The sequence below is a fragment of the Streptomyces sp. NK08204 genome (assembly GCF_020400585.1).
In the GTDB taxonomy this organism is placed as follows: Bacteria; Actinomycetota; Actinomycetes; order Streptomycetales; family Streptomycetaceae; genus Streptomyces.
In genome coordinates this window covers 1-25,810 of record NZ_JAINVF010000003.1, presented here as the reverse complement: position 1 = coordinate 25,810, position 25,810 = coordinate 1, and the positions used below count along the sequence as shown (strand labels likewise).

Sequence of the window (25,810 nt, the reverse complement as noted above, 5' to 3'; positions counted from 1 at the left end):
GGCCTGCCATGCTGACTGATCACCTGCCCCCACAGACGCCCTCACCGACTGTCACGGAACGGGACCCATGCCTGCGGAATCCAAGCTGGAAGCCAGTGCGGTCCGGCCCGCCCCGCCGCTCACCGAGCGGCAGCAGGCCCGCCGCCGCCGGATCCTGCACGCCAGCGCGCAACTGGCCGGCCGGGGCGGATTCGACGCGGTGCAGATGCGGGAGGTCGCCGAGTCCTCCCACGTGGCCCTGGGCACCCTCTACCGCTACTTCCCGTCCAAGGTGCACCTGCTGGTCGCCACCATGCAGGACCAGTTGGAGCACATGCACCGCACCCTGCGGAAGAAGCCTCCTGCGGGCGACACGGCCGCCGAGCGGGTCGCCGAGACCCTGATGCGCGCCTTCCGTGCCCTGCAGCGCGAACCGCACCTAGCCGACGCCATGGTCCGCGCCCTCACCTTCGCCGACCGCAGCGTCTCCCCCGAGGTCGACCAGGTCTCCCGGCAGACCACGGCGATCATCCTGGACGCGATGGGCCTGGAGCACCCCACCCCCGAACAGCTGTCAGCTGTCCGGGTCATCGAGCACACGTGGCACTCGGCCCTGATCACCTGGCTGTCGGGCCGCGCCTCGATCGCCCAGGTGAAGGTCGACATCGAGACGGTGTGCCGGCTGATCGACCTGACGGAGGGCTCGCACTCCCGGACTTCGTGAGCCCGGGCCGGGCGGAACCGGCACCCGGCCGGGACGCCCGGCAAGCCGGCTCCGCGTCTCCTGAAAGGGTCAGTCTCCGGACCAACCCCAGAAGTAGATCTCCCGTGGCGTTCCGTGGTCGTCGTGCAGTACGGCGCAACGGCCGTACCCGCGTTCGCGAGCGAGGTCTTCGATCGCTGGGACGTGGTCGCGGGTCAGCCGTTCGGTGCCGGTGACCCTCCGGGCCTCTTCGGCGGTCACCGGTTGTACCGCACATATCTCGGGCACCTCGTCCTCCCGTTGAACGTGGAAGACATCGAGGATCGAATGGGTTCCGGAGTGCTGCGTCCACTCGTCGGCCCACAGTTCGTCCTGGGTCGAAGGCCGCGGGCGACGCTCCTCCTCAGCAAGCCAGTCGCCGCCGCGCGCCCAGTAGTAGTCACCGGTGAGGAACACCCGGTGCCGCAACTCCTCCAGCGCGGCGCCGAGATCCTCCTGGTACGGCACGTAGTAGTCCCACTGCGAAGCACCCATCCTGTACCCCTCCGAGTCAGCTCGGCATGCCCAGACCTGTCTGTACGACAGACATGATCTGCCACCTCACGGAGCATCGCGGTCTCGGAGGCCGAGGCGCATCTGCGGCGCCTGGTGCGGCCGGGGAGGGCGCAGGCCGTCGCGGGGAGTGGGCCGTGGCGGGGAGTGGGCCGGTGGCGCACTCGGCGGTGCGGTAGCGCCGGCGGACCGCCCCGGGGTGTTCAGGAACGGCCCTGACCCGCCGCGTCCCCCGCATGCTCCGCAGAGATGATCATCTCTGCGAGGTCGGCGAGCGCGGCCAGCTGGCGGGGGTTCATCTGCGGGGCACGTGCGGCGAGCCGGACCAGTCCGCACTCGCGCAGCCGCAGCAGCGGGTCCGCCTCGGCCTCCAGGCTCTGCAGCACCGGCTGCAGGGCCTCGCACAGTGCCTCCGGCTCATCGGCGGTGAAGAATCCCGGCGGCAGACCGAAGAACCGGCGCAGCCGGTCGGTGTGTTCGAGGCTGGGCATGCCGCTCTTGCGCCACTCGCTCAGCCACTGCCGGCTGGTGCCGGCGATCCTGGCCAGCTCGTCCAGCGAGTACCGCTTGCCGTCGGGCCGGCGGCGGGTCTCCCGGATGAAGTCCAGTCGCTGCCGCACCCGTTGGGCCAGGCAGACCTCGGGCGCCCGGCCGCCGGAGAGCATCTCGACCACGACACCGACCGGGATGCCGGTGCGGTGGGAGAGGTCGGCGGCATCGACCACCTCCGGCAGCAGGCCGGGCGGCTGTCCGGTCAACTCGCCCAGCAGGCCGAGCGCTTCGGCAAGCGGGGCGTAGGCGTCACTCACCGAAGTCCCCCCCGGGCGCGTCTCGTCGGTTCAGTGGCTGGGCTGACGCGAGGCTACCCGGTCACCCGTCCATCGACCAGGCTGGCAGCATCCCCTGCTCAAATATGCAGCAATCGTTGACAGTTGAGGTCTCGATAGGTGAGGATCACGACACACAGAGCAAGATCTGGCCCGCCTCGGGTGCCGCCTATGGGGGAGCGGCATCCGGGGCGTCACTCTGCCCGCCTTCTCCCATGAAGGTGAGGCACCGTCGGTGCAGCCTGTCCTTCTTCTCGGGGTTGAACGCCGCTCCGCCTACGGTGAATTCCCGCTGGCAAGGATCGCGGCGGCGCACCCGGTGGTGCTGGTCGACACGGATCCGCCCGACTGGACGCGGCCCTACCTGTCCGGACACATTGCGGCCGACCCGCGCCGGGAGGCCCAGACGGCCGCCGCGGTCACCCGGTACGCGGCCCGGCATCCCGTGCGCGGCCTGCTGACCTGGGACAGGGCGCATCTGCTCACGGCGGCGCGGATCACCGGACGGCTGGGGCTGCCCGGGCTGTCGTACGAGACGGCCTCGGCCTGCGCCGACCGGGCGTCCTTGCGCGCGTCACTGGCCCGGCTCAACGCACCGCCGGCCGGGGCGGAGGACCTGGAGGGACCGCTGGTCTTCGCCGAGACCGTGGTCCTGGACGACGAGGTCCGCATCGCCGCGCTGACGCGTACGACGCTGGGCCCGCCGCCCGCCCGGCTGCCGCTGCGCCACCAGGTGCACGCCCACGACGGGCTGTTGCACAACCCGTTCTGCCGCCAGGCGGTCGAGCGGACGGTACGCGCGCTCGGCCTCACCCACACCGTCGTACGCGTCGGCCTGCGGCTCACCGGCCGCGGCCCCCGCGTCACCGATGTCGTCCCGCACCTTCCCGGCGACCTGGTCCCGCTGCTGGTCGAGTTGGCCACCGGCGTCGACCTCGCCCGGGCCGCCGCCGCCCTGGCCACCGGCGCCCTGCCCGACCTGGCCCCGACCCGGCAGCGGGCCGCCGCGATCCAGTTCGCCTACCCGGCCGCCACCGGCCGTCTGACCCGCCTGGACGTGGACCCCACCGCCTCGCACGAGCCGTCCGCCGAGCGCATGGTGCTCACCAGGCAGGCCGGCGAGGCGGTGACGGCGGCCCCGTACGGGAACGTCACCGACCGGCTCGCCCACTGGGTGGTGACGGGCGAGGACGCCGAGGAGTGCACACGGGCCCTGCGCCGGATGGCCGACCACCTGACCGCCGCAACCCTCCCGGCGTCCGACGTGTTCGCCGCCTAGTCGTCCCCGAAGGCCAGCGCGCGGATCAACTGCTCGGCCGCCGGGAGCAGTCCGACCTCGCGGCGGGTCATGGTCGGATTGCCGGCCCGGCGCCTGCGGGCCTCGGTCAGGCCCGCGTCGGTGAGATCGGACGGGTCGGCGAGCAACGCGGTGAGCAGCGCGCGGGCCGGGGCGGCGAGCGGCTCGCCGCCGACGGCCACCTGGGCGAGGATCACCGCGGACATGCCCCAGTCCAGGCCCGGATGCCCGTCCTCGGCGTTGGACCAGTCGATGACCCGGGGCCCGTCCGGGGTCATCATCACGTTGTCCGGATGGAGGTCCAGGTGCAGCACGCGGGCGCCGGGGTCACCGGTGTTCCGGCCCGGTACGGCGTGCAGTTGCCGCAGCAGGCGGGCGAGCAGTGCGCCCGCCTCCTGCACGGCGAGGTGCCCCTGCGTCAGCGCGTCCAGCATGGTCGGCCCGGACAGCCGCTCCAGCACCAGGTCGGTGCGCGAGCCGGAGGGCCGCACCCGCGGCACCGGATACCCGTGCTGTCGTACGTACGTCATCACTTCTGCCTCGGCGGACGCGTCCCCCCAGCCGTCCCGGTCGCGGCGCAGCACCCACGCGTCGTCGATCTCGTACACGTCGGCCGAGCGGCCCGAGCCGAGCAGTCTCCCCGTCACTGTCATGGCCGCGACCGTACCCGTCGCCCCTGTGCGCCCGCAGCCACCTCCGGGACGTCCTCGGGGGTGCCGGTAAAGTGGCGGGGTCGTCATCACCCGTACGGGGCAAAGCCGGTGCAATTCCGGCGCTGACCCCGCACCCGTGAACCGCCTCTGGGTGGTGAGCCGGACTGACCCGCACGGGACGTTGACCGGCTCACGTGCGCGGCGGCCCGCCGCGCACGGCACCGTCGAGGTCTACGGAGCCGAGCCGCCCGGGGGTCCCCGTGCGCTGCCGGTTCCCCGCAGGGAGAGGCAGTCGCCGACCATGAACGTACGCCGCAGTGCCGCGGCTCTCGCCGCCGTGGGCGTGCTGGCCGCCGCCGCGCCCGCCACGGCCGCCGGGGCTTCCCCGTCCCCTTCGCCGAAAGTGACCCTCCCCGCCGGGCTGTTCGGCACGTCCGACCCGACCTATGACGGCGTGTGGCGCCAGTCGCTGGCCCTGCTCGCCCAGCGGACGCTCGGTGAACGCCCGGCCGCCTCCGCCGTCGACTGGCTGGTCGGACAGCAGTGCCCCGACGGGGGCTTCGCCGCCTTCCGCGCCGCCCCGGCCGGGCCGTGCGGGGGCAAGGGCGGCAGCGCCGACACCAACAGCACGGCCGCCGCCGTCCAGGCCCTGCAGGCGCTCGGCGAGCACGACGGCGAGGTCCGCAAGGCCGCGACCTGGCTGAAGACGGCCCAGAACAAGGACGGCGGCTGGGGCTACACGCCTGGCAGCCCGAGCGACACGAATTCCACCGCCGTCGTCATCGGTGCGCTCACCGCGGCCGGCAAGGACACCACCCGGCTGCGCACCGAGGGCCGGACGCCCTACGAGGCGCTGGCCCAGTGGTCCATCCCCTGCGACCAGGACGGCGGCGGCGCGTTCGCGTACCAGCCGGACAAGAAGGGCAAGCTGGCTGCCAACGCCGATGCGTCGGCGGCCGGTGTGCTCGGTGCGCTCGGCAAGGGCTTCGTGACGACCGCCGGGAAGGCGCCCGCGAAGACCGGCTGCGTCACCGCCGAGAAGCCGACCCCGGCGCAGCTGGCGGACAACGCCGCCGCGTACCTGTCCGGCGCGGTGGCCAAGAGCGGTTACCTGAAGTCCGCCCTGCCCGGCGCCGCGGACCAGCCCGACTACGGCAACACGGCGGACACGGTCGTCGCGCTCGCCGCCGCCGGCCGTACCGGGCAGGCGGAGAAGTCGTACACCTGGCTGGAGAAGAACGCCACCGGCTGGGCGCGGCAGAACGGCCCGGCCGCGTACGCCCAGCTGATCCTCGCCGCGCACGCGACCGGCGCCGACCCGCGCCACTTCGGCGGCACCGACCTGGTGCGCGCGCTCGACGCCACGGGCCCGGCACCGCAGCGGGCCGGGGCCACCGCCACGGCCGGGCACGGGAACGAGAAGCGCAGCGAGCACGACTCGGGGACGAGCGTGTGGTGGATCGTCGGCGTGGGTCTCGTCGCGGGCATCGGCGTCGGATTCCTGCTCAGCGGTCGCCGGAAGAAGCAGCAGCCGTGACCGCCGTCCGCCGTGCCGCGACCCTGCTCGTCGCCGTACTCGTCCTGTTCGCCGGTGCCGCCCAGGCCCGGGCCACCGGATACCGCTACTGGTCGTTCTGGGAGCGCTCGGGCGGCCACTGGACGTACGCCACGCAGGGCCCGTCGACCGCCCGGCCCGACGACGGCGCCGTCGAGGGATTCCGGTTCGCGGTGAGTGACGACTCGGCCGACGCCGACCGGCCGCGCGGCACGGCGGACTTCACGACCATCTGCGCCCACACCCCGGCGAGGCCTGGCACCAAGCGGGTCGCGCTGGTGATCGACTTCGGCACGCCCGCGGACGCCCCGTCCGGCGAAGCCCCGCCCGCCGGGCGTACGGCCTGCGTGCGCATCTCGCCCGGCGCGACGACGGCCGAGGCCCTGGCGAAGGTCGCGGGGCCCTTGCGCTACGACACGAACGCCCTGCTGTGCGCGATCGTCGGGTACCCGCGCAAGGGGTGCGGGGAGCAGGTGTCGTCGGGGACGGGGAAGAAGGGGAAGCAGGGCAGCACGGCCGCCGGGAACACCGCTTCGCACAAGGACGGTGGCCCGTCCCTGGGCCTGCCGGTCGGCGCGGGCGTGGTCGCGCTGCTGGCCGGGGCGGCGATATGGCGGGCACGTCGTCGTGCGTAGCCGTGCGCAGCCGTACGTCCGCGGTCGCGGGCACAGCAGCACGGTTCACCCCGGTGCCTGGTGGCTGTGGTCCCTCTCCCTCGGCACCGCCGCCACCCGCACCACCGATCCCCTCCTCCTCGCCCTGCTCATAGCCGCGTCCGGGTACGTGGTCGCCACCCACCGCTCCACCGCCCCCTGGTCCCGCTCCTACGGCGCGTTCGCCAAGCTCGCCGCCGCCGTCGTCGTCGTCCGCGTCATGTTCGCCGTCGCCCTCGGCTCGCCCGTTCCCGGCACGCACATCCTCCTCACCCTTCCCGAAGTCCCGCTCCCGCACTGGGCGCAGGGCATCCGGCTGGGCGGCGAGGTCACCGCCGAGGCGCTCGTCTTCGCCTGCTACGACGGCCTGAAGCTGGCCACCCTCCTGATCTGCGTGGGTGCCGCGAACGCCCTCGCGAGCCCCACCCGCCTGCTGAAGTCGCTGCCGGGTGCGCTGTACGAGACGGGCGTGGCGGTGGTCGTGGCGCTCACCTTCGCGCCGCATCTCGTCGCCGACGTCCAGCGGTTGCGCGCCGCGCGGCGGCTGCGCGGCCGGCCGGACCGGGGCGTGCGCGGCCTGCTCCAGGTGGGACTGCCGGTCCTGGAGGGCGCGTTGGAGCGTTCGGTCGCACTCGCCGCCGCGATGGAGGCCCGCGGCTACGGCCGTACCGCCGAGGTCCCCGCCCCCGTACGCCGTACGACGGCGGCGCTCACCCTCGGCGGTCTGCTCGGCGTGTGCGCGGGCACGTACGGGCTGCTCACCGCGGAGGGCGGCACGTACGGGCTGCCGGTGCTGCTCACCGGGGTCGCCGCCGCGCTCGCGGGGCTGCGGCTGGGTGGGCGCCGCTCGCTGCGCACCCGCTACCGCCCCGACCCGTGGGGCGGGCGCGCCTGGCTGGTCGCGGGCTCGGGCGCCGCGGTCGCCGCACTGCTGACGCTGGCCTCCGTACGGGAACCGGAGGCGCTGCATCCCGGGGTCGTCCCGCTGGTCGCGCCCACCCTCCCCGTGTGGCCGGCGGCGTCCGTGCTGCTCGCCCTGCTGCCCGCCTTCATCGTGCCCGGTAAGCCCCAGGGACCCCAGGACCCCAGGACCCCAAGGAGCCGTCGTGATCCGCTTCGAGGATGTCAGCGTCACGTACGAGGACGCGGCCGAACCCAGCGTGCGGGGCGTGGACTTCGAGGTGCCCGAGGGTGAACTGGTGCTGCTCGCCGGTCCGTCCGGGGTCGGGAAGTCGACCGTGCTGGGCGCGGTCAGCGGGCTGGTGCCGCACTTCACCGGCGGGACCCTGAGCGGCCGGGTCACCGTGGCCGGGCGGGACACCCGAACCCACAAGCCGCGCGAACTGGCCGACGTCGTCGGCACGGTGGGGCAGGATCCGCTCGCGCACTTCGTCACGGACACCGTGGAGGACGAACTCGCCTACGGCATGGAGTCCCTGGGGCTCGCCCCGGAGGTGATGCGGCGCCGGGTGGAGGAGACCCTCGACCTGCTGGGGCTGGCCGGGCTGCGCGAGCGGCCGATCGCCACCCTCTCCGGCGGGCAGCGGCAGCGGGTCGCGATCGGCTCGGTGCTCACGCCGCACCCCCGGGTGCTGGTCCTCGACGAGCCCACCTCGGCGCTCGACCCGGCCGCGGCCGAGGAGGTGCTGGCGGTGCTCCAGCGGCTGGTCCACGACCTCGGGACGACCGTCCTGCTGGCAGAACACCGCCTGGAGCGGGTCGTCCAGTACGCCGACCGGGTCGTCCTGCTGCCCGCACCCGGCGCGGCCCCGGTCCTCGGCACCCCGGCCGAGGTGATGGCCGTCTCCCCGGTGTGTCCGCCGGTGGTGGAGCTCGGTCGGCTGGCGGGCTGGGACCCGCTGCCCCTGACGGTCCGCGACGCCCGCCGCCGCGCCGGCGACCTGCGGGAACGGCTCGCGGACCGGGCTCGCGTGCGTCAGGCCCGGCCCGTCGGCCCAGCCCCCTGGCCGGGCACGGCCGCCGCCGGCCGGACCTCGTCTCCGCGCATTCCCGGACCCGGACCCGGACCCGAATCCGGACCCGGATCCAAACCCGCGCCCAAACCCGGACACGCGCCGGCACCCGCACCCGCCCAGTCGGCGCCCACGGCCCGCAGGCCCCGCCGGCACCTGCTGCGCCGTTCCGCCCCGGCTGCCCCGCCTGCCGGACAGCAGGCCGCCGAGGTCCGTGCCCTGTCCGTGCGCCGGGGTGGGGTCGACGCGCTGCGGCGGGTCGATCTGGCCGTGGCCCCGGGTGAGACGGTGGCGCTGATGGGCCGCAACGGCGCGGGGAAGTCCACGCTGCTCGGTTCCCTGGTCGGGCTGGTGGAGCCGGCCTCGGGCACGGTCCGCGTCGGCGGAGCCGAACCGCACCGCACCGCGCCCCGGGATCTCGTCCGCCGGGTCGGTCTCGTCCCGCAGGAGCCGCGCGACCTGCTGTACGCCGACACGGTGGGCGCCGAGTGCGAGGCCGCCGACCGGGACGCGGGCGCCGAGCCGGGCAGGTGCCGGGCCCTGGTGTCCGAGCTGCTGCCGGGCATCACGGACGACACGCATCCGCGCGACCTCTCCGAGGGGCAGCGCCTGACGCTCGCCCTGGCCGTCGTCCTGACCGCACGCCCGCCCCTTCTCCTGCTGGACGAGCCGACGCGCGGCCTGGACTACGCGGCGAAGGCCCGCCTGGTGGGCGTCCTGCGCGAGCTGGCCGCCGCGGGTCACGCGATCGTGCTGGCCACGCATGACGTGGAGCTGGCGGCCGAGATCGCCCACCGGGTCGTGCTGCTCGCCGAGGGCGAGGTGATCGCCGACGGGCCGACGGCGGAGATCGTGGTGTCGTCCCCGTCCTTCGCCCCGCAGGTGACGAAGATCCTCGCCCCGCTGGAGTGGCTCACGGTCACCGAGGTGCGGGAGGCGTTGGCATGAGCACCGCCCGCCCGGTGCGCCTCGGGCCCCGCTCCCTTGCCGCCCTGGTGCTGACCGGCGCGGTCGGGGTCGTGGCCTTCGGCTGGCCCTTCCTCGCCCCGCCCACCTCGCAGCTGAGCGCACACGCGCAGGACGCGCCGTGGCTGTTCGCGGGTCTGCTGGCGCTGCTGGTCGCGGTCGTGGCGGCGACGATCTCCGAGTCGGACCTCGGTCCGAAGGCCGTCGCCATGCTGGGCGTGCTCGCGGCGACCGGGGCCGCGCTGCGCCCGATCGGCGCGGGCACGGCGGGGATCGAGCCGATGTTCTTCCTGATGGTGCTCAGCGGCCGGGTGCTCGGTCCGGGCTTCGGGTTCGCACTGGGCTCGGTGACGATGTTCGCCTCCGCGCTGCTGACGGGCGGGGTGGGCCCGTGGCTGCCGTTCCAGATGCTCGCGATGGGCTGGTTCACCATGGGCGCCGGGCTGCTGCCGGGCCCGTACCGCCTGCGCGGCCGGGGTGAGCTGTTGCTGCTCGCGGTGTACGGCTGCCTGGCGGCCCTCGCCTACGGCACGGTCATGAACCTGGCCGGGTGGCCCTTCATGGGGGCGCTGGCCTCGGACATCGCCTTCGACCCGCACGCCGGGGTCCCCGCCAACCTGGCCCGTTTCCTCGCGTACTGCCTGGCCACGTCCCTCGGCTGGGACCTGGGCCGGGCCGTCTGCACGGTGGTCCTCACGCTCGCCCTCGGTCCGGCGCTGCTGCGCGCGCTGCGCCGGGCCACGCGCCGGGCCGCCTTCGAGACCGCGGTCACATTCGACGCTCCCGGTGCGTGAGGGGCCGCATCCATGCTGTGTCCGTGCGGTGGCCCGCGCGGTGAAGCACCCCACATGACGCACGTCACCTACGGTCCGCCATAGTAGACCTATTTGCCCCATACACCCTTTCTGGCACCACCTCTGACCTGCGGATTGAGAGCCACGCCACACAGCGGTCAATAGCCGCCGATCCGGCCACAACTAGTAAAAGGGGGCATTGCGGGCCGTTCGTCAGCCTGCTTCTCTTGAGGACGTCGCCAGGCGCCACGAACCCACCCGGGCCGCGGCGCCGACGTATGCGGCAACCACCTCCGCGTGGTTCACGGCATACAGGCGATCCCCCTGTCCCCGACGCAAGAGGTTCTCCGTGTCCGTCTCCTTCATCCGCCGCATCGCTTCCCCGAAGAAGGCCCTCACCACCGCCGCCGTGGCCGCCGCCACCGCCGGTATGGCTCTGACCGCGGCGCCCGCCCAGGCCGCCACGCCCGCCTCGGCCTCCTCCGCTCAGGCGATCGCGCACAAGATGATCCCGGACGCCGCGCAGTTCAACGCGTTCAGCAAGATCGTCCAGCACGAGAGCGGCTGGAACCCCACGGCCACCAACAGCTCCTCCGGCGCCTACGGCCTGGTCCAGGCCCTGCCGGGCTCGAAGATGGCCTCCGCCGGCGGCGACTGGAAGACCAACCCGGCGACGCAGATCAAGTGGGGCCTGGACTACATGAACTCCCGCTACGGCAGCCCCGCCAAGGCCTGGTCCTTCTGGCAGGCCAACGGCTGGTACTGAGCCGGCCCGCCGCCGGACCACCGAGCGGTCTTCGGCAGCGCCGCGACGTACGACCCCACGTGGTCGACGTCTCCCTGATCCAGCACACGCACCCTCGCCCCCTGCCGGGCGGGGGTGCGCGCGCATGTCCGGGCACGGCCCACGTCACAGGTGTGCTCGCGGGCACAGGGAGTCGGCGGCGACGGCAACTCACCCGAGGAAACGGGCGAACTCAGCCTGTACGCGGCGGCCGGCTCGGCGACGGACCTCTCCCGCATCCGCCGACCGGGCTGCTTTTCCCCGGATCCACGCGGCACACGCGTGTCCCGTGTCGCGCCCCGACCGCTACGGACGCACGCTGCGCCGGGACAGCCGGGAACCCCCGCGCCCGCGATGCGGTCGTCTCCGCCTGCCCGCCCTGTCCGCCCTGTCCTGCCCTGTCCGCCCTGTCCCGCCTGTCCGCTCTGCCGCCCGGCGAACCGGAGGATCCGATGACGACCCGCACCACGGCATGCCCGGACCGGGGCCCGGACCCGGAGGCACGCGGGGTCCGGCTGGTGGCCGTACTCCTCGTGCTGACGGTGGTGAGCGGCCTGATCGACGCGGTGAGCTATCTGGGCCTGGGCCGCGTCTTCACGGCGAACATGACGGGCAACGTGGTGGTCCTGGGTTTCGCGGCGGCGGGCGCCCCGGGCTTCTCGGTCCCGCACACGGCGACCTCTCTGCTGTGTTTCCTCCTCGGCGCGGTGGCCGGCGGCAGGATGGCGGCCCGCCACGGCCAGGGCACGCGCCGCCGCTGGGCCCGCCTGACCCTGGCGGTGGAAGCGCTCCTGGTCGGCACGTCAGCGGCGGTCGCCTTCCTCTGGCCCCGGGAACCGGCCACCCGCTACACCCTCATCGCCCTGACGGCCTTCGCGATGGGCCTGCGCAACGCGACGGTCCGCAAACTCGGCGTCCCCGACCTGACCACCACGGTCCTCACCATGACCCTGACCGCCCTCGCCTCCGAATCCCGCCTGGGCGACGCCACCGGCCACCGCTCCCCCCGCCGCACGGCCTCGGTCCTCGCGATGACGGCCGGCGCCTGCCTGGGCGCGTGGCTGGTCCTCCACCACGGCCTGGGCATCCCGCTGCTGATCGCGGCGGCGCTGTCGGGGGTGCTGGGGGGACTGGCTTCGGGCCGGGAGTGAGTGCGGTGCGGCGCAGACAGCGGTCATGACGACGGCTTCCACAGCCGCCGGATGACCGTCCCGGTCGCCGGCCCCCGCCCGCGCACATCGTGATCAGCGCGGACTCCTTTTCCTGACGGTCGGCCGGTCCGCCGTCAGCCGGTCTCCCCCACCCGCTCCGGTTCTCTCTTCGCCGCCACCGCCGACACCACCCGCGCCCGCGGCCCCTGGAACAGGTACGACAGCCCGAAGCCCGCGCTCACCACCACCGCTCCGCCGACCGCGTCCAGCACCCAGTGGTTGCCGGTGGCGACGATGGCGGAGACGGTGAAGAAGGGGTGCAGCAGGCCGAGGGCCTTCATCCACCATCGGGGGGCGATGACCGCGATGACCACCCCGCACCACAGGGACCAGCCGAAATGCAGGGACGGCATCGCCGCGTACTGGTTGGTGAGCGCGGTCAGGGTGCCGTAGTCCGGCTTGGAGAAGTCCTGGACGCCGTGGACGGTGTCGATCATGCCCAGGCTCGGCATCAGGCGCGGCGGGGCCAGCGGGAAGAGCCAGAAGCCGACCAGGGCCAGCAGGGTGGCGAAGCCGAGGGAGGCGCGGGCCCAGCGGTAGTCGACGGGGCGGCGCCAGTACAGGACGCCGAGGACCGTCAGGGGGACCACGAAGTGGAAGGACTCGTAGTAGAAGTCGAAGAAGTTCCGCAGCCAGTCGATCTTCACCACGGCGTGGTTGACCGCGTGCTCGACATCGATGTGCAGGAAGCGTTCGAGGTCGAGGACGAGGTGGCCGTGGTGTTCGGCCCGCGCCCGGCCCTTGGAATTGCTGCCGCCGGTCGCGGCCAGGCGCACCTGCTGGTAGGCCGCGTAGGTGACGCGGAGGAGGAGGAGTTCCAGCAGGAGGTTGGGGCGGGTGAGGACCCGGCGCAGGAAGGGCAGCAGGGGGACGCGCCGCCAGCGGGCCGGGACCGGTGGCGCGCACTCCGTCGGGATCGGCCTCTGGTAGTGCGGCGACGTGCGGGACAGGAACGGTACGGCCGTGGCGGCGGCGACGGCCGCGAGCACCACGATGTTGTCCCGCAGCGGATACAGCGACGACATGTTCGGCAGCATCATCTTCGCCGGGAGGGTCGTCACCAGGACCACCGCCACCGGCCAGACGTAGCGGTCCGAGGCGCGCTTGCCGACCCGGCCGACCACCGCGAGAAGCACCCACAGCAGCTGGTGCTGCCAGGTGGTCGGGGACACGACGACGGCCGCGCAGCCGGTGACGGCCACGGCGAGCAGGAGCTGTCCGTCGTGGGCGTAGCGGACGGCGCGGCGCAGGGCGAGGGTGGCGACGGCGGCGCTCAGGAGGAGGAAGAGCGCGATCTCCAGGGGGCCGGTCAGGTCCAGGCGGAGCAGGGCGCCGTGCAGTGACTGGTTGGCGAGGGCGTCGGCCTTGCCGCCGAGGCCGACACCGGCCATGTGGTGCACCCAGTACGTGGAGGAGTCGTGGGGCATCGCGGCCCAGGCGAGGGCGGTGCACGCGGCGAAGCCGGCGGCCGTGCCGAGGGTGGCCTTGCGACGGCCGGTGAACCACAGCAGCGGGGCGAAGAGCAGGACGGTCGGCTGGAGGGCGGCGGCCACGCCTATGCACAGGCCGCTCGCGCGTTCGCCGCGCACGGTGAAGCAGCCGAGCAGCACCAGCAGCACCGGGATGATGCTGGTCTGGCCGAGCCACAGGGCGTTGCGGACCGGCAGGGACAACATGAGCAGACTGACGGCGACCGGCGCGGCCAGCAGCGAGGTGCGGCGGCTGACGGGCCGGGGCAGCGCGCGGGCGGCGACCAGGCCGAGGGCCACGACCAGCAGCAGGGAGCCTAATGTCCAGCCCCAGCCGAGGGCCGCTTGCGCCGATCGGGTGAGCGGCTTGAGCACCAGCCCGCCGAAGGGGGTGCCGGTGAACCGCGTCGAGTCGTACAGCGAGCCCTTCACATGCAGCACGCCGTGCGGGCCGACCCAGGTCTCCAGGTCGGTGAGCCGCTTGCCGCTCGGTGTGGTGAGGACGACGGCCATCTGCCGGACCGCGAGAGCCGCGGCCACCACCCACAGTGCGAGCCGAACCGCGCGCAGGCGTGCTCCGGCCGGCGCCGTCCCGAAGGCATCCGCTGCCGTTCCGAAGGCATCCGTCGCTCGCCCGCTGTGCTCCACGTTCGCCACGCCTCGTCGGCCTCCCGCCCCGTTCGTCCCGGCGCCCCGTGCAGCCGGGTTCTTTCCGCGAGCCCATGAAGCTCGCGGACCCCCCGGAGGAGGACGCAGGCTATCCCCGCTTCACCTGACGTCCGACCTCCTTTTGTCCGGATGACGATAGTCCGAGGGGGGCTTGGTTGCCCGCGCTGAGCGCGAGAAGGATCACAGCCGGAGCCCGGAAACGGCGCCGGGCGTCGCTTTTCGGCCGCCTCCGGGGCTTCGCCGGCGGGCCCGGTGCCTGCCCCGTCGTCAGGCGGGCGAGCATCGCGGTCACCGTCCCGGGCAAGGTCTTCTTCCGGCCGCGGGACGGCACGGTCTTCGGGGCGGCACGACCCCGCTGGTCACGACCACGCCGGTCATGACCACGCCGGTCGTGACCACGCCGGTCGTGACCACGCCGGTCGTGACCACGCCGGTCGGCGCGACCGGCGACGTGACGATGGCCGCGTACTGCCTGACGGCCGCGACCGTCGTCGGCGGTCTCGCCGTGTGGCGCGCGGCGGAGTCGGCGGGACGTCCGCTGCCGGACTCGCCCCGGCGGCCGAGGGCCGGTGGCAGCCGAGCGCCACCGGCCTCCGCGCCGCCGTCCGGCAGCAGGCCCGCGCGGCCGGGACACGCCCCACGGCACAGCCCGTCCGACCGCAGGACTGCATGGCCGGATACGGCCCACGACACAGCCGCGGAGGCGCATACGGCCCCACGCTCTTGGCCATTGCGCCTGATCTCTGCTCCGATGGCTGGGATAATGACGCCGGGCAGACACTCCGAAAGGCGGCGGGCGCGATGAGCGGGGCGCAGATCTGGGATGACGTCGACTTCTACTTCTCCAGCCATCTCTCACCCGATGACGACGTGCTCCACGCCGCCCTGCGGGACAGCGAGGCGGCGGGGCTGCCGAACATCAGCGTGACGGCCGCACAGGGCAAGTTCCTGCAGTTGCTCGCCCAGGTGCAGGGCGCCCGCACCATCCTGGAGATCGGCACCCTCGGCGGCTACAGCACCATCTGGCTGGCCCGCGCCCTCCCCGAGGACGGCCGGCTGATCTCGCTGGAGTACAGCGCCAGGAACGCCGACGTCGCCACGCGGAACATCGCCCGCGCGGGCCTGGACCGGATCGTGGAGGTGCGCGTGGGCCCGGCACTCGAGTCGCTGCCCAAGCTCGCCGACGAGAACCCGGCCCCCTTCGACATGGTCTTCATCGATGCCGACAAGGCCAACAACGCGCACTACGTGGAGTGGGCGCTGAAGCTCACCCGCGCGGGCAGCCTGATCATCCTGGACAACGTGGTGCGCGGCGGTCAGGTCGTCGACTCGGAGAGCACCGAGCCCGACATCATCGGCACCCGCGAGGCGATCGAGCTGATCGCCACGCACCCGAGACTGAGCGGCACCGCGGTCCAGACGGTGGGCAGCAAGGGCTACGACGGCTTCGCCATGGCCCGGGTGCTGGCCTGAGCGGAGGTGAGCGGGACCGGGCTCACACGTCGTGGTAGAAGCCGACGTTGACGCTGCGCGGCTGCGCGCGGTCCTTGACCACCAGCTCGCCGGAGCCGCCGTGCGGCAGCGCCACGGTGCCGCCGTAGGTGACGGGCTGTGTGCGCTCCCCGACAGTCAGCCGGACCTCGGAGGCCGGTTCGGCCTGGGAGCCGCGCAGCCAGGACACCTGCCAGGCGCCGTCGGGGCCGCACCGGAACTCCAGGTGGACACGGGAGACGAACAGCCAGTCCTCGGGCGTGACCAGTCGGCACACCGACGCGTCCCGGCCCACCCGCAGCACGGCGCCCGGCGCACTGGGCGCCTCAGCCATCGACATGCCGGCCGTGGCGCCCGCATCGGCACCGGAGACGGTGGCCATGGTGAGTTCGAGCACGGTGTTCCCCTTGCGACGACCGGTACCTCAGCGAGGCCGGTGAGCCTGTGACGTCCCTGTGCGGCGGCCGGATCGCCGTGCCGTCGCCGCATGATAAAACGACCGGCTCGGGCCCGTCCGGCACAATGGGTTCATGACCGAGCGAAAGCCACCGGGCGTCCCGTTCGAGTCCTGGGCCGACAAGCAGATCCGCGACGCCCAGCGGCGCGGCGAGTTCGACCGGCTGCCGGGCGCGGGAGAACCGCTGCCCGACGGGCTCGACTCCACGTACGACGAACTGTGGTGGGTCAAACGCAAGATGGCCCGCGAGGGACTGGCCGTGCTGCCCCCGTCCCTGGCCCTGCGCAAAGAGGCCGAGGACGCCTTCGCGGCGGCCTGTGCGGCGCCTTCGGAGCGCATCGCACGGAAGATCATCGAGGATGTCAACGTCAAGATCCGCGACATGATGTTCAAGCCCCCGCCCGGCCCTCCGCTGGGCAAGAAGCCGTACGACGTCGAGGAGGTCGTACGCGAATGGCGGCTGCGCAGGGCCACCACCGATGCCCGTGGCACCGCGGGAAAATCACCCGCGCGGGACCGGCCCATGGGGAATCATGCCGGGCATGACGTGGACGATCGCCGCTGAGCCGTACGACTCCCCCGCCGCTGCCGCACTGTGGCGGGCGTACTACACGGAGGTCAGCGACCGCTGGTACCTGCTGCACGAGGGCCGGCGCACCGACCCGGACGAGCTGGAACGGGAGATCGCGGCCAAGACCGGCGCAGAACTCGCCCCGCCCACCGGCCAGTTGCTGATCACTCGGTACGAGGGTGAGCCGGCCGGTTCGGCGGGTGTACGGCTCCTGGACGCGGACACGGCGGAACTGACCCGGGTCTTCCTGTACGAGGGGATGCGCGGCCGGGGCGGTGCCTCGCCGCTCGTCGCCGCCGCGGAGGACGCCGCACGCGCCCTGGGTGCCCGGCACATCGTCCTCGACACCCGGTCCGACCTGGTGGAGGCCCGCGCCCTGTACGCCCGCCTGGGCTACACGGAGACCGGCCCGCACAACGACGACCCGTATGCCGAACACTGGTTCCGCAAGGAGCTGTTGCCCCTGCGGTGAAGGAGCCGTCGGCGCGGCGGCCCTCACCCGGGAGCCCCGGCGGACGGACGCCCAGGGGCTGTCAGACGGGACCTGGCGGCAGCCCTTGTACCCGGCTCTTCGCGCTCCGAGCCGCACAGTTCGCCGGTGAGTTCCCTGACCAGCTGGACCAGGTCGGTCGAGCGGCGGGGCTGCCACCAGTCGCCGAGCAGTTCGGCCAGGGACTCCTCGCGGGCCTTGGCGAGCCGTTCGGCGGCCTCGCGGCCGGACTCGGTCAGCACGAGGTCCAGGCCCCGGCGTTCGGCCAGGCGCCGCTCCTCGACCTGCCGTGCGGCGGCGAGGACGCGCTGGAACGGGACGGGGCCGCGCTCGGCGAGCACGCCCGGCTCCACCGAGCCGTACTTGCGGATGCGCAGCAGCAGCCAGCTGGCGGCGGGCAGCAGGTCGTACCCGGCCCGCTCGGTGATCTTCCGGTACACCTCGCGGCGCCCCTCGAGGGTGCCGAGCACGGACAGGGCCCGGTAGCACTCGTCGTAGGAGGACCGCTCGACCGGGTTCGGCGGGATGGTCTCGGAGGCGTCCGGCACGGTGACCGAGGCCCGCAGCCGGTCCTCCTTGAGGAACCAGGCGAGGACGAAGCCGAGGGCGGCGACGGGCGCCGCGTACAGGAACACGTCCGTGATGGCGGACGCGTAGGCGTGCAGGGCCGCCGGGCGCAGGGCGGGCGGCAGGGCGGCGATGCCGCGCGGGTCCGACTTGAGGGCGTCGGCGGTGACGCCGGACGGCAGGCGCACGCCCCGGAAGGCGGCGGTGAGCTCGTCGCCGAGGCGGCTCGCGAAGACGGTGCCGAAGATGGCCACGCCGAAGGAGGCTCCGACGGAGCGGAAGAAGGTGACGCCGGAGGTGGCCACGCCCAGGTCCTCGTAGGAGACCGCGTTCTGCACGACGAGGACCAGGACCTGCAGGACCAGGCCGAGGCCGAGACCGAAGACGAAGAAGCAGACGCTCGTCTCGCCGGTCGGGCTGTGCTCGTCGAGCCGATGGAGGAGGAGCAGGCCGACGGTGGTGACGGCGGTGCCCGCGACCGGGAACACCTTCCAGCGGCCGGTGCGGCTGACGATCTGCCCCGAGCCGGTCGAGGACAGCAGCATCCCGAACACCATCGGAAGCATGTACACGCCCGACATGGTCGGGGAGACACCGTGCACCACCTGGAGGAACGTCGGCAGGTAGGTCATCGCGCCGAACATGGCGAAGCCGACGATGAAGCTGATGACCGCGGCCAGCCTGAAGGTGCGGATGCGGAACAGCTTGAGCGGCAGGACGGGTTCGACGGCCCGGTGCTCCACGACGACGAAGGCGAAGGCGAGGACGACGCCCAGCACGGCGAGGCCGATGATCTGCGCCGATCCCCACCCCCAGCTCGTACCGCCGAGCGAGGCGACCAGCACCAGGCAGCTGGCGACGGAGGCGATCAGGAAGGTGCCGAGGTAGTCGATGACGTGCCGGGCGGCGCGGCGTGGGATGTGCAGCGTGGCGGCGATCACGGCGAGGGCGACGACGCCGACGGGCAGGTTGACGTAGAACACCCAGCGCCAGCTCAGATGCTCCGTGAACAGCCCGCCGAGGAGCGGCCCGAGCACGCTGCTGGCACCGAACACGGCACCGAACAGCCCCTGGTAGCGCCCTCTCTCACGCGGCGGTACGACATCGCCGACGATCGCCATCGACAGCACCATCAGCCCGCCGCCGCCCAGCCCCTGAAGGGCGCGGAAGGCGATGAGCTGGGGCATGTTCTGCGCGGCCCCGCACAGCGCGGAGCCGACGAGGAAGATGACGATGGCGGTCTGGAACAGCCGCTTGCGCCCGTACTGGTCGCCGAGTTTGCCCCACAGCGGGGTCGCCGCGGTCGAGGCGAGCAGGTAGGCGGTGACCACCCAGGACAGGTGCTCGAGTCCGCCGAGGTCGCTGACGATCGTCGGTAGCGCGGTCGCCACGATGGTCTGGTCCAGGGCGGCGAGCAGCAGGCCGAGCAGCAGGGCACCGATCGAGACGAGCGCGTTTCCGGGGACGTGTTCGCCGCCCCTCGCGTCCCTCGCCGTCCCGTGCGTGTCCAAGGCCATGGAGACCTCCCGGGGCTCGGATGCACCTCTTCCATCCTGGGCGGTGTCCTCGCTCATGGCCTGTTGAGTCCTCTGCGTGACCGATTTCCCGCGTGTTGCGAAACGGTTTATGTGGAGACGGTATGAATAAACTCGGAAGTTCCCGAGGGGAGGGGCGAACGCGTGACGGAACCGGCGGACCACGGCTGCCCGGAATGCGGGGCGCCCAGAGGGGCGGACAACACCCCGTCCTGCACCTGCACCCAGCGGGCGGCGCGGGCCCTGCGCGAGGCGCGTACGGCGCAGACGGCAGCCGCGGAGGACTTCGACCGGCTGCGCATCCGCCCCTACGTCCAGGTCCCGGAGCCCTCCGGCCCCGAGCCGAGCCCGTCCGGCCTGCGGCTTCCCGAGGGCGGTCGAGGCGTTCGAGGCGTTCGAGGTGACGGGCCGGGCCTGGCGGCCACGACAGCCACGACGGCCACACCAGGCACAAAAGCCACAGCAGCCACAGCAGCCACAGCCATCGGGGTGGCTCCGGAGGCGGCCGAGGAGAGCCGCCCCCGCCGTCGTACCCGGCGTACGGCCCTGCTGTCGGTCGCGGGTGCGGGAGCCACGGTCGTGGCGGTGACGGTGGCGGGTCTGGCGAGCGGGCTGTTCGGCTACCAGGCGCCGTCGCGGGACCGGGCGGCCCCGGAGGTACGGGAGAGCGTCCCGGACGTGACCGCTTCGGACGCGGTGCCGCCATCACCCCCGTCCTCGCCGTCCTCGACCGTGGCCCGGCAGCCCACGCGCTCCGCGTCACGGTCGGCCGCCCGGGGCCGGTCCGGCGCCCCCACGCCGTCGGCGCCCACCCCGACGGTGACCCCTTCGACCCCCGGGACCTCGTCGGAGACGGCCTCCGGCAGCCCGGACACGGTCCCGGCCGCCCCACTGGTGCTGCGGCGCGGCGACAAGGGGCCGGAGATCACCGAACTCCAATTGCGGCTGCGCCAGTTGAACCTCTACGGCGACCAGGCCAACGGCGTCTTCACCCGCCCGGTGGAGGACGCGGTGCGGCGTTACCAGCTGGCCCGGGGCATCCAGGGCGACGATCCCGGCACGTACGGCCCGGCGACGCGGGCGAGCCTGGAGTCGGAGACGTCGCAGCCCTGACGGCCGGACCGGCGCGCCCGCGTACAGCGGCTCGGCTGCGCGGTACGGCGGCTCAGCCGATGCGGAGGCAGATCGCCCCGTCCGCCGACGCCTCGACGCTCACCTGGGTGAGGTCGCGCACGACGATGTCGGGATCGTGGCGGGCGGCCCGCGGACCGACACCCACGACCGTCATCCCCGCGGCACGTCCCGCCGCGATGCCCGCACCGGAGTCCTCGAAGACGATGCAGTCCGCCGGCGCGACGCCCAGTTCGGCGGCCCCCTTCAGGAAGCCCTCGGGGTCGGGCTTGCTCGCGCCGACCGACTCGGCGGTGATGCGCAGCCCGGGCAGCGGCAGTCCGGCGGCGGCCATGCGGGCCGTGGACAGGGCGACGTCGGCGGAGGTGACCAGGGCGTGCGGGAGGCCGCGCAGGGCGGCGAGGAAGACGCCTGCGCCGGGGACCTCTACCACGCCGTCCACGTCGGCGGTCTCCTCCGCGAGCAGGCGGGCGTTGTCGGCGAGGTTCTGCTCCCTGGGCCGGTCGGGCAGCAGGAGGGCCATGGAGGCGTGCCCCTGGCGGCCGTGGACCACCCGCATCACCTCGTCGCCGTCGAGCCCGTGCCGCTTCGCCCAGCGCCGCCAGACGCGCTCCACCACGGCGTTCGAGTCGACGAGCGTGCCGTCCATGTCGAGCAGGAGGGCACGGGCCGTGAGGACCGACGGGGTGGCGGCGGGCGTGGCGGTGGCCGGCATCGGCAACTCCAGGAACGAGATACAGGACAAGGCGGCCCCGCCCGCCGGTCAGGGAAAACGGGCGGGAGCCACTTTGTTTCTCTACGGTACAAAACAAGGCCCGGTCCCGCCACCGCCTTTATGAGGGTTCATCGTCCGTTCACCCCGGCCGGGCGCCTCAGCCCGCCACGGCCTCGTAGAGACTCCAGACGCCGAGGCCCGTCATCAGCAGGGCCGCGATCTTCGTGATCAGCCGCAGCGGAACCCGCCTCATCAGGGCCTTTCCCCCGACGATGCCGAGACCGGCCACCGCCCACAGACCGAGGACCGCGCCGAGGCCGACGGAGATCGGGGCGTCGTAGCGGGCGGCCAGGTTGGCGGTCATGATCTGGGTGAGATCGCCGAACTCGGCGACCAGGATGAGCGTGAAGCCCGTGCCCGCCACCTTCCAGAAGGACTGGTCGGCGGGCTTCCTGATCTCCTCCTCGTCCTCGTCCTTCTTCATCAGGAGCACGGCGGCGCCGCCGAGGAAGAGGACACCGGTGAGCGCGTGCACGATCTGCTGCGGCAACAGGGTCAGGGCGCTGCCGGCCGCGACGGCGAGCACGACGTGCAGCAGGAAGGCCGCGGCGACGCCCGCGAAGACGTACGAGGCGCGGTAACGGGTGCCCAGGACGAGACCGGCGAGCGCGGTCTTGTCCGGCAGTTCGGCGAGGAAGATGACGCCGAATACGAGCGCCGTCACGGTGATACTGATCAAGGGTCCTCAATCGGTCGGGCTGCCCCACCGAGAGTGCCGCACTTCACATGAGACGCCTCGGCACGGCAGCACACTCGGTGCCCGCGCCATGGGGCACGGGCGTGTACTGCTGGCCGAAGGTCTCGCTGGGCGGTCGTGTGTCGATCCGCCTCCGGGCGCCGGCTCAGGCTGGCTGAGCAGTATGTCGACGGTCCGGCGAGGAGCTACTCCCCTTCTGCGCCGTCCATGGTACGCGACGTGAAAGTTCCGCCACCGACCTTGTCATGTCATGAACACGTCATTATCTTCTTACCGGGCGCTCACCTTCCGGTCGCACGGCACCGCGAGCATTCCCTCGCTCGCGCCCCAACGCCCCTACCCCCCAAGGGAGTTCGCATGCCGAAGTTCTACGCGCGTCGACGTCTGGGCATACTCGCGGCCCTGACGGGCCTGATCGCCTCCGCCGCCCTGCTCGACTCCCCGAGCGCCTCCGCCGCCCTGCCCACCCCGGTCAGCGCCTCCACCGCGCGCAGCTACCTCTCCCAGCTCACCGTGGCCACCGAGAACCGCACCGGCTACGACCGCTCCCTGTTCCCGACCTGGATCACCATCTCCGGCACCTGCAACACCCGCGAGTGGATCCTCAAGCGGGACGGCTCGAACGTCGTCACCGACTCCAGCTGCGTGGCCCAGAGCGGCAGCTGGTACTCCCCCTACGACGGCGCGACCTGGTACTCCCCGTCCGACGTCGACATCGACCACCTCGTCCCGCTCGCCGAGGCCTGGGACTCCGGCGCGAGCAAGTGGACCACCGCCAAGCGGCAGGACTTCGCCAACGACGTCACCCGCCCGCAGCTTCTCGCGGTCACCGACAACGTCAACCAGGCCAAGGGCGACCAGGACCCGGCGACCTGGGTGCCGCCCCGCTCGGCGTACGTCTGCACCTACGTGCGCGCCTGGGTCCAGGTGAAGTACTACTACAACCTCTCGGTCGACTCCGCCGAGAAGAACGCGCTGCAGAACTACCTGGCCGCCTGCTGATCACCCGGGCATCCGCCGGTAGCACGGCGCCGGCCGGGCCGGCCGCGGTCGGTCAGGCCGGCCGGCGCCGCACCAGGAAGCCCGCCGCGGCGCCCGCCCCGAACAGCGCCACCAGCGACACGCCCGTGGCCAGCCAGGTCTCGCCCAGCCACCGGGCGCCGAAGTAGCCGAGGGCCACGCTGTAGGCGGCCCAGGAGAGCCCGGCCAGAGCGGACCAGGGCACGAAGTCGCGGGCCCGGCGGTGGGCGGCACCCGCACAGAAGGAGACGATCGAGCGGCCCGCCGGCGCGAAACGGGCCAGCACGACCAGCGCGCCCCCGCCCCGGGACAACGCCTCGCCGAGCCGCTCCTGCGCGGTGGCGAGCCGCCGTGAGCGGGCTATCGCCCGGTCCAGCCGCTCACCGCCGCGCCAAGCCAGCCGGTAGGCGACCACGTCACCGAGGACCGAGGCGGTCGCCGCGGACAGGATCAGGGCGGCGATGTCCGGCACCTCGTGCGGGACGCTTCCCGCCGCCGCCCCGGAACCCGCCGCCGCGGCGGTGGCCGCGGTGATGACGAGGACTCCGCTCGGCAGCACCGGCACGAACACGTCGAGCAGGACGGACAGCGCCACCATGGCGTAGATCCATGGCCCGGCCGCTAGTGACCCCACACTCTCCAACACGACACTCCCCCGTTGCTCCCCCGATGACAGCCATACAGCGTACGCCGCGGGTGTGACAGGAGAGGCGCGGGGGGCGTTCCGCCGGGTCACGGGGGCGCAGGGTCGGCCGGCCACCGGCGTCTGCCCGCCGCGGTCCACACCGAACCGGAAGGCCCTCACCCGCTTCAAGATTCCTCAGCCGAGACCTGGCTCACCCGTCCACAACCTCCCGGGACAGAACACCTAGCCCATGCCTGCCGCTCCGGCACCAGGCGCGTGCCCGCCCGCCCCGCGCACCGCCTGCCCCCGTATCTCCAGGCCGCCGAGCAACTCGGCGGTGGCCAGGGCCACGGCGGCCACGGCCCGGTCGAAGACCTCGCGGTTGTGGGCGGCGGGGGCCCGCAGGCCCGAGACCTTCCGTACGTACTGCAGCGCGGCGGCGTGGATGTCCTCGTCCGTGGCCTCACCGGACAGCACGGGCGGACGCAGCGTCTTGATACTCCGGCACATGCCCCCAGTCTGGACCGGCCCGTCCCGCCCTGCGAAGATCACCGCAAGGCGGCCACCGATCCCCGGGGCCGACCGACGAGAGGAACAGCCTCATGGCTCTCCGGCATACCGTGGCCGTCCTCGGCCCCGGCGGCACGGGCGGGCTCCTCGCCGCCCTCCTGTCCCGCTCCGGCCACCGCGTGATCTGCCTGGCCCGCGAGGGCACGGCCGACACCCTGCGCAAGAGCGGAATCCACGTCCGCAGCGGCCAGTTCGGCGACTTCACCGCCCCTGTCGAGGCGGACACCGAACTGCGCGAGCCCGTGGACGCCTGTGTGATCGCCGTCAAGCACACCGCGCTCGACGCCGCCCTCACCCGCGTCCCGCCCGCCGTCCTCGGCGACGCCCTGGTCGTACCGCTGCTGAACGGCGTCGAACACCCCGCGGCACTGCGCGCCCGCTACGGCGCCGACCGCGTGGCCCCGGCCGTGATCCGCGTGGAGTCCACCCGGACCGCCCCCGGGGTGATCGAACACGGCAGCCCGTTCGCGGAGATCGACCTGGCCGGGGACGGCGTGCCCCGCCCCCGTCTCGACGCGTTCGCCGCCGTCCTCACCGCCGCCGGAACGGCCGCCCGCGTGGTCGGGGACGAGACAGCCGCCCTGTGGGCCAAGATGGCCTTCCTCGCACCGTTCGCCCTGCTCACCACCCGGTACGGCATGCCCCTCGGCGAGGTCCGTACCCGGCACCGCGAGGAGCTGGAGGCCCTGGTCGCCGAGACCGCCGCGGTCAGCCGCGCCTGCGGCGCCCCCGCCGACCCCGCCCAGGCACTCGCCCGGTACGACGCCTTCCCGCCGGGCACGAAGTCGTCCATGCAACGCGACGCGGAGGCCGGCCACTCGCTCGAACTGGACGCGATCGGCGGGGCGTTGCTACGCGCCGCGGACCGCCACGGGGTCCCGGCTCCGGTGACGGCACGCCTGGTGGGCGAACTGAAGGCGGCCGGCCACTAGCAGTGCTTGGCCGGGTTGATTTCGGTTCTGGCATGTCGCGGTGACAGGTGGGGCGGGCGCCCTCCAGTGGAACCGTGAGTGGCACGGGTGTGGAGTCGCAGATCCACACCCGTGCCATGCCCGTCGTCACGAACGGACCTTGGACACCCTCGTCTTGTGCCCGCGGCCTTTCGGGAGAGACTCGTCTAGTTGACGTTGACCGCCGACCAGGCCGCCGCCACCGCGTTGTACTCGGCGCTGCCGGAGCCGTACAGGTCGGCCGCGGCCTGCAGGGTGCCGGCGCGGGCGCCCGCGTAGTCGGTCGTCGACGTGAAGTACGTGGTCAGCGCCTTGTACCAGATCTGCAGCGCCTTGTCCCGGCCGATGCCGGTGACCGTGGAGCCGTTGTAGGTGGGCGAGTTGTAGGACACCCCGTTGACGGTCTTCGCGCCGCTGCCCTCGGACAGCAGGTAGAAGAAGTGGTTGGCGACACCGGACGAGTAGTGGACGTTCAGGGTGCCCACGGACGAGGACCAGTAGTCGGCGGAGCTGCCGTCCTTGCTGGGCTGGTCCATGTAGCGCAGCGGGGTGCCGTTGCCGTTGATGTCGATCTTCTCGCCGATGAGGTAGTCACCGGGGTCGGAGGCGTTGTTGGCGTAGAACTCCACGCCGGTGCCCATGATGTCGCTGGTCGCCTCGTTCAGGCCACCGGACTCACCGCTGTAGTTCAGGCCGGCGGTGTTGGAGGTGACGCCGTGGCTCATCTCGTGGCCGGCGACGTCGAGGGAGGTCAGCGGGTCGGTGTTGTTCGCGCCGTCGCCGTAGGTCATGCAGAAGCAGCTGTCGTCCCAGAAGGCGTTGACGTAGCCGTTGCCGTAGTGGACA

Annotated in this window: 26 protein-coding genes and 1 riboswitch; of the genes, 15 read left to right on the top strand and 11 right to left on the bottom strand. The window is 73.0% G+C overall.

What is annotated here, in order from left to right; all coding sequences use genetic code 11:
• The first annotated feature begins 67 nt into the window (after positions 1-67).
• Positions 68-703, top strand: a complete 636-nt coding sequence (locus K7G59_RS05870) for a TetR family transcriptional regulator (RefSeq protein ID WP_225830787.1) — start codon at positions 68-70, stop codon at positions 701-703.
• Between the two features lie 69 nt (positions 704-772).
• Here K7G59_RS05870 and K7G59_RS05865 read toward each other — a convergent pair whose 3' ends face one another.
• Entirely contained in the window at positions 773-1,216 is a 444-nt protein-coding gene (locus K7G59_RS05865; protein WP_225830785.1) for a hypothetical protein, read from the bottom strand.
• 221 nt (positions 1,217-1,437) lie between these two features.
• Complete coding sequence (locus K7G59_RS05860; RefSeq protein WP_225830783.1) at positions 1,438-2,043, bottom strand: helix-turn-helix transcriptional regulator; 606 nt, start codon at positions 2,041-2,043, stop codon at positions 1,438-1,440.
• Between the two features lie 253 nt (positions 2,044-2,296).
• Between K7G59_RS05860 and K7G59_RS34945 the strand changes: the two genes are divergently transcribed.
• Positions 2,297-3,340 (top strand): hypothetical protein, encoded by a 1,044-nt coding sequence (locus K7G59_RS34945; RefSeq protein WP_225830782.1) that lies wholly within the window; start codon positions 2,297-2,299, stop codon positions 3,338-3,340.
• Here the strand turns inward: K7G59_RS34945 and K7G59_RS05850 are convergent.
• Entirely contained in the window at positions 3,337-4,011 is a 675-nt protein-coding gene (locus K7G59_RS05850; protein ID WP_225830781.1) for a phosphotransferase, read from the bottom strand. The two genes, K7G59_RS34945 and K7G59_RS05850, sit on opposite strands and share 4 nt — an antisense overlap.
• A gap of 59 nt (positions 4,012-4,070) precedes the next feature.
• A riboswitch (cobalamin riboswitch) is annotated at positions 4,071-4,199 on the top strand.
• 113 nt (positions 4,200-4,312) lie between these two features.
• On the opposite strand from K7G59_RS05850, the gene K7G59_RS05845 reads away from it, so the two are divergent.
• The 7 genes from K7G59_RS05845 (at position 4,313) to K7G59_RS05815 (ending at position 11,887) form a co-directional block, all read left to right on the top strand.
• Positions 4,313-5,548: a prenyltransferase/squalene oxidase repeat-containing protein gene (locus K7G59_RS05845; RefSeq protein WP_225830780.1), complete on the top strand. Its 1,236-nt coding sequence runs from the start codon at positions 4,313-4,315 to the stop codon at positions 5,546-5,548.
• A complete protein-coding gene (locus tag K7G59_RS05840; protein ID WP_225830779.1) occupies positions 5,545-6,201 on the top strand; it encodes an SCO2322 family protein in 657 nt (218 codons plus the stop codon). Before K7G59_RS05845 ends, K7G59_RS05840 begins: the two co-directional genes overlap by 4 nt.
• Complete coding sequence (locus tag K7G59_RS05835) at positions 6,194-7,414, top strand: energy-coupling factor transporter transmembrane protein EcfT (RefSeq protein ID WP_225830778.1); 1,221 nt, start codon at positions 6,194-6,196, stop codon at positions 7,412-7,414. The genes K7G59_RS05840 and K7G59_RS05835 overlap by 8 nt, the downstream gene beginning before the upstream one ends.
• Positions 7,326-9,140, top strand: a complete 1,815-nt coding sequence (locus K7G59_RS05830) for an ABC transporter ATP-binding protein (RefSeq protein WP_225830777.1) — start codon at positions 7,326-7,328, stop codon at positions 9,138-9,140. Before K7G59_RS05835 ends, K7G59_RS05830 begins: the two co-directional genes overlap by 89 nt.
• Positions 9,137-9,952 (top strand): ECF transporter S component, encoded by an 816-nt coding sequence (locus K7G59_RS05825; protein ID WP_225830776.1) that lies wholly within the window; start codon positions 9,137-9,139, stop codon positions 9,950-9,952. Before K7G59_RS05830 ends, K7G59_RS05825 begins: the two co-directional genes overlap by 4 nt.
• Before the next feature lie 349 nt (positions 9,953-10,301).
• Positions 10,302-10,718, top strand: a complete 417-nt coding sequence (locus tag K7G59_RS05820) for a lytic transglycosylase domain-containing protein (RefSeq protein ID WP_225830775.1) — start codon at positions 10,302-10,304, stop codon at positions 10,716-10,718.
• 470 nt (positions 10,719-11,188) lie between these two features.
• Positions 11,189-11,887 carry a YoaK family protein gene (locus K7G59_RS05815; RefSeq protein WP_225830774.1) on the top strand — a complete coding sequence of 233 codons (699 nt, stop codon included), beginning with the start codon at positions 11,189-11,191 and terminating at the stop codon, positions 11,885-11,887.
• Between the two features lie 134 nt (positions 11,888-12,021).
• Here the strand turns inward: K7G59_RS05815 and K7G59_RS05810 are convergent, their stop codons facing one another.
• Positions 12,022-14,073 (bottom strand): bifunctional glycosyltransferase 87/phosphatase PAP2 family protein, encoded by a 2,052-nt coding sequence (locus K7G59_RS05810; RefSeq protein ID WP_225830773.1) that lies wholly within the window; start codon positions 14,071-14,073, stop codon positions 12,022-12,024.
• Positions 14,074-14,886: 813 nt separating this feature from the next.
• Between K7G59_RS05810 and K7G59_RS05800 the strand changes: the two genes are divergently transcribed.
• Entirely contained in the window at positions 14,887-15,558 is a 672-nt protein-coding gene (locus K7G59_RS05800; protein ID WP_225830772.1) for an O-methyltransferase, read from the top strand.
• Positions 15,559-15,580: 22 nt separating this feature from the next.
• Here K7G59_RS05800 and K7G59_RS05795 read toward each other — a convergent pair whose 3' ends face one another.
• The gene (locus K7G59_RS05795) at positions 15,581-15,973 is read right to left on the bottom strand and encodes a hypothetical protein (protein ID WP_225830771.1); all 393 of its coding nucleotides are present in this window, start codon (positions 15,971-15,973) and stop codon (positions 15,581-15,583) included.
• Between the two features lie 133 nt (positions 15,974-16,106).
• On the opposite strand from K7G59_RS05795, the gene K7G59_RS05790 reads away from it, so the two are divergent.
• Together K7G59_RS05790 and K7G59_RS05785 are read left to right on the top strand one after the other, a co-directional pair.
• The gene (locus K7G59_RS05790; protein ID WP_225830770.1) at positions 16,107-16,598 is read left to right on the top strand and encodes a DUF1992 domain-containing protein; all 492 of its coding nucleotides are present in this window, start codon (positions 16,107-16,109) and stop codon (positions 16,596-16,598) included.
• Entirely contained in the window at positions 16,567-17,076 is a 510-nt protein-coding gene (locus K7G59_RS05785) for a GNAT family N-acetyltransferase (RefSeq protein WP_374114191.1), read from the top strand. The genes K7G59_RS05790 and K7G59_RS05785 overlap by 32 nt, the downstream gene beginning before the upstream one ends.
• Before the next feature lie 23 nt (positions 17,077-17,099).
• Here K7G59_RS05785 and K7G59_RS05780 read toward each other — a convergent pair whose 3' ends face one another.
• A complete protein-coding gene (locus K7G59_RS05780) occupies positions 17,100-19,178 on the bottom strand; it encodes an MDR family MFS transporter (protein ID WP_225830768.1) in 2,079 nt (692 codons plus the stop codon).
• A 162-nt stretch (positions 19,179-19,340) separates the two neighbouring features.
• Between K7G59_RS05780 and K7G59_RS34940 the strand changes: the two genes are divergently transcribed.
• On the top strand, positions 19,341-20,309 hold the full coding sequence (locus K7G59_RS34940) for a peptidoglycan-binding protein (RefSeq protein ID WP_225830767.1): 969 nt from the start codon (positions 19,341-19,343) through the stop codon (positions 20,307-20,309).
• Between the two features lie 52 nt (positions 20,310-20,361).
• Here K7G59_RS34940 and K7G59_RS05770 read toward each other — a convergent pair whose 3' ends face one another.
• A complete protein-coding gene (locus tag K7G59_RS05770) occupies positions 20,362-21,042 on the bottom strand; it encodes an HAD-IA family hydrolase (protein ID WP_225830766.1) in 681 nt (226 codons plus the stop codon).
• A gap of 157 nt (positions 21,043-21,199) precedes the next feature.
• Positions 21,200-21,781, bottom strand: coding sequence for a TMEM165/GDT1 family protein (locus tag K7G59_RS05765; protein ID WP_225830765.1), 582 nt, complete (start codon positions 21,779-21,781; stop codon positions 21,200-21,202).
• 375 nt (positions 21,782-22,156) lie between these two features.
• Between K7G59_RS05765 and K7G59_RS05760 the strand changes: the two genes are divergently transcribed.
• A complete protein-coding gene (locus K7G59_RS05760; RefSeq protein WP_225830764.1) occupies positions 22,157-22,801 on the top strand; it encodes an HNH endonuclease family protein in 645 nt (214 codons plus the stop codon).
• 52 nt (positions 22,802-22,853) lie between these two features.
• Here K7G59_RS05760 and K7G59_RS05755 read toward each other — a convergent pair whose 3' ends face one another.
• Both K7G59_RS05755 and K7G59_RS05750 read right to left on the bottom strand, forming a co-directional pair.
• Positions 22,854-23,417, bottom strand: coding sequence for a DedA family protein (locus tag K7G59_RS05755; protein WP_225830763.1), 564 nt, complete (start codon positions 23,415-23,417; stop codon positions 22,854-22,856).
• Positions 23,418-23,687: 270 nt separating this feature from the next.
• On the bottom strand, positions 23,688-23,954 hold the full coding sequence (locus tag K7G59_RS05750) for a DUF2277 domain-containing protein (RefSeq protein ID WP_225830762.1): 267 nt from the start codon (positions 23,952-23,954) through the stop codon (positions 23,688-23,690).
• A gap of 92 nt (positions 23,955-24,046) precedes the next feature.
• Here K7G59_RS05750 and K7G59_RS05745 point away from each other — a divergent pair, with 92 nt between their 5' ends.
• Entirely contained in the window at positions 24,047-24,946 is a 900-nt protein-coding gene (locus K7G59_RS05745; protein ID WP_225830761.1) for a ketopantoate reductase family protein, read from the top strand.
• A 185-nt stretch (positions 24,947-25,131) separates the two neighbouring features.
• Here the strand turns inward: K7G59_RS05745 and K7G59_RS05740 are convergent.
• Positions 25,132-25,810: M4 family metallopeptidase (locus tag K7G59_RS05740; RefSeq protein WP_225830760.1), on the bottom strand; the 679-nt coding region annotated here is incomplete at its 5' end.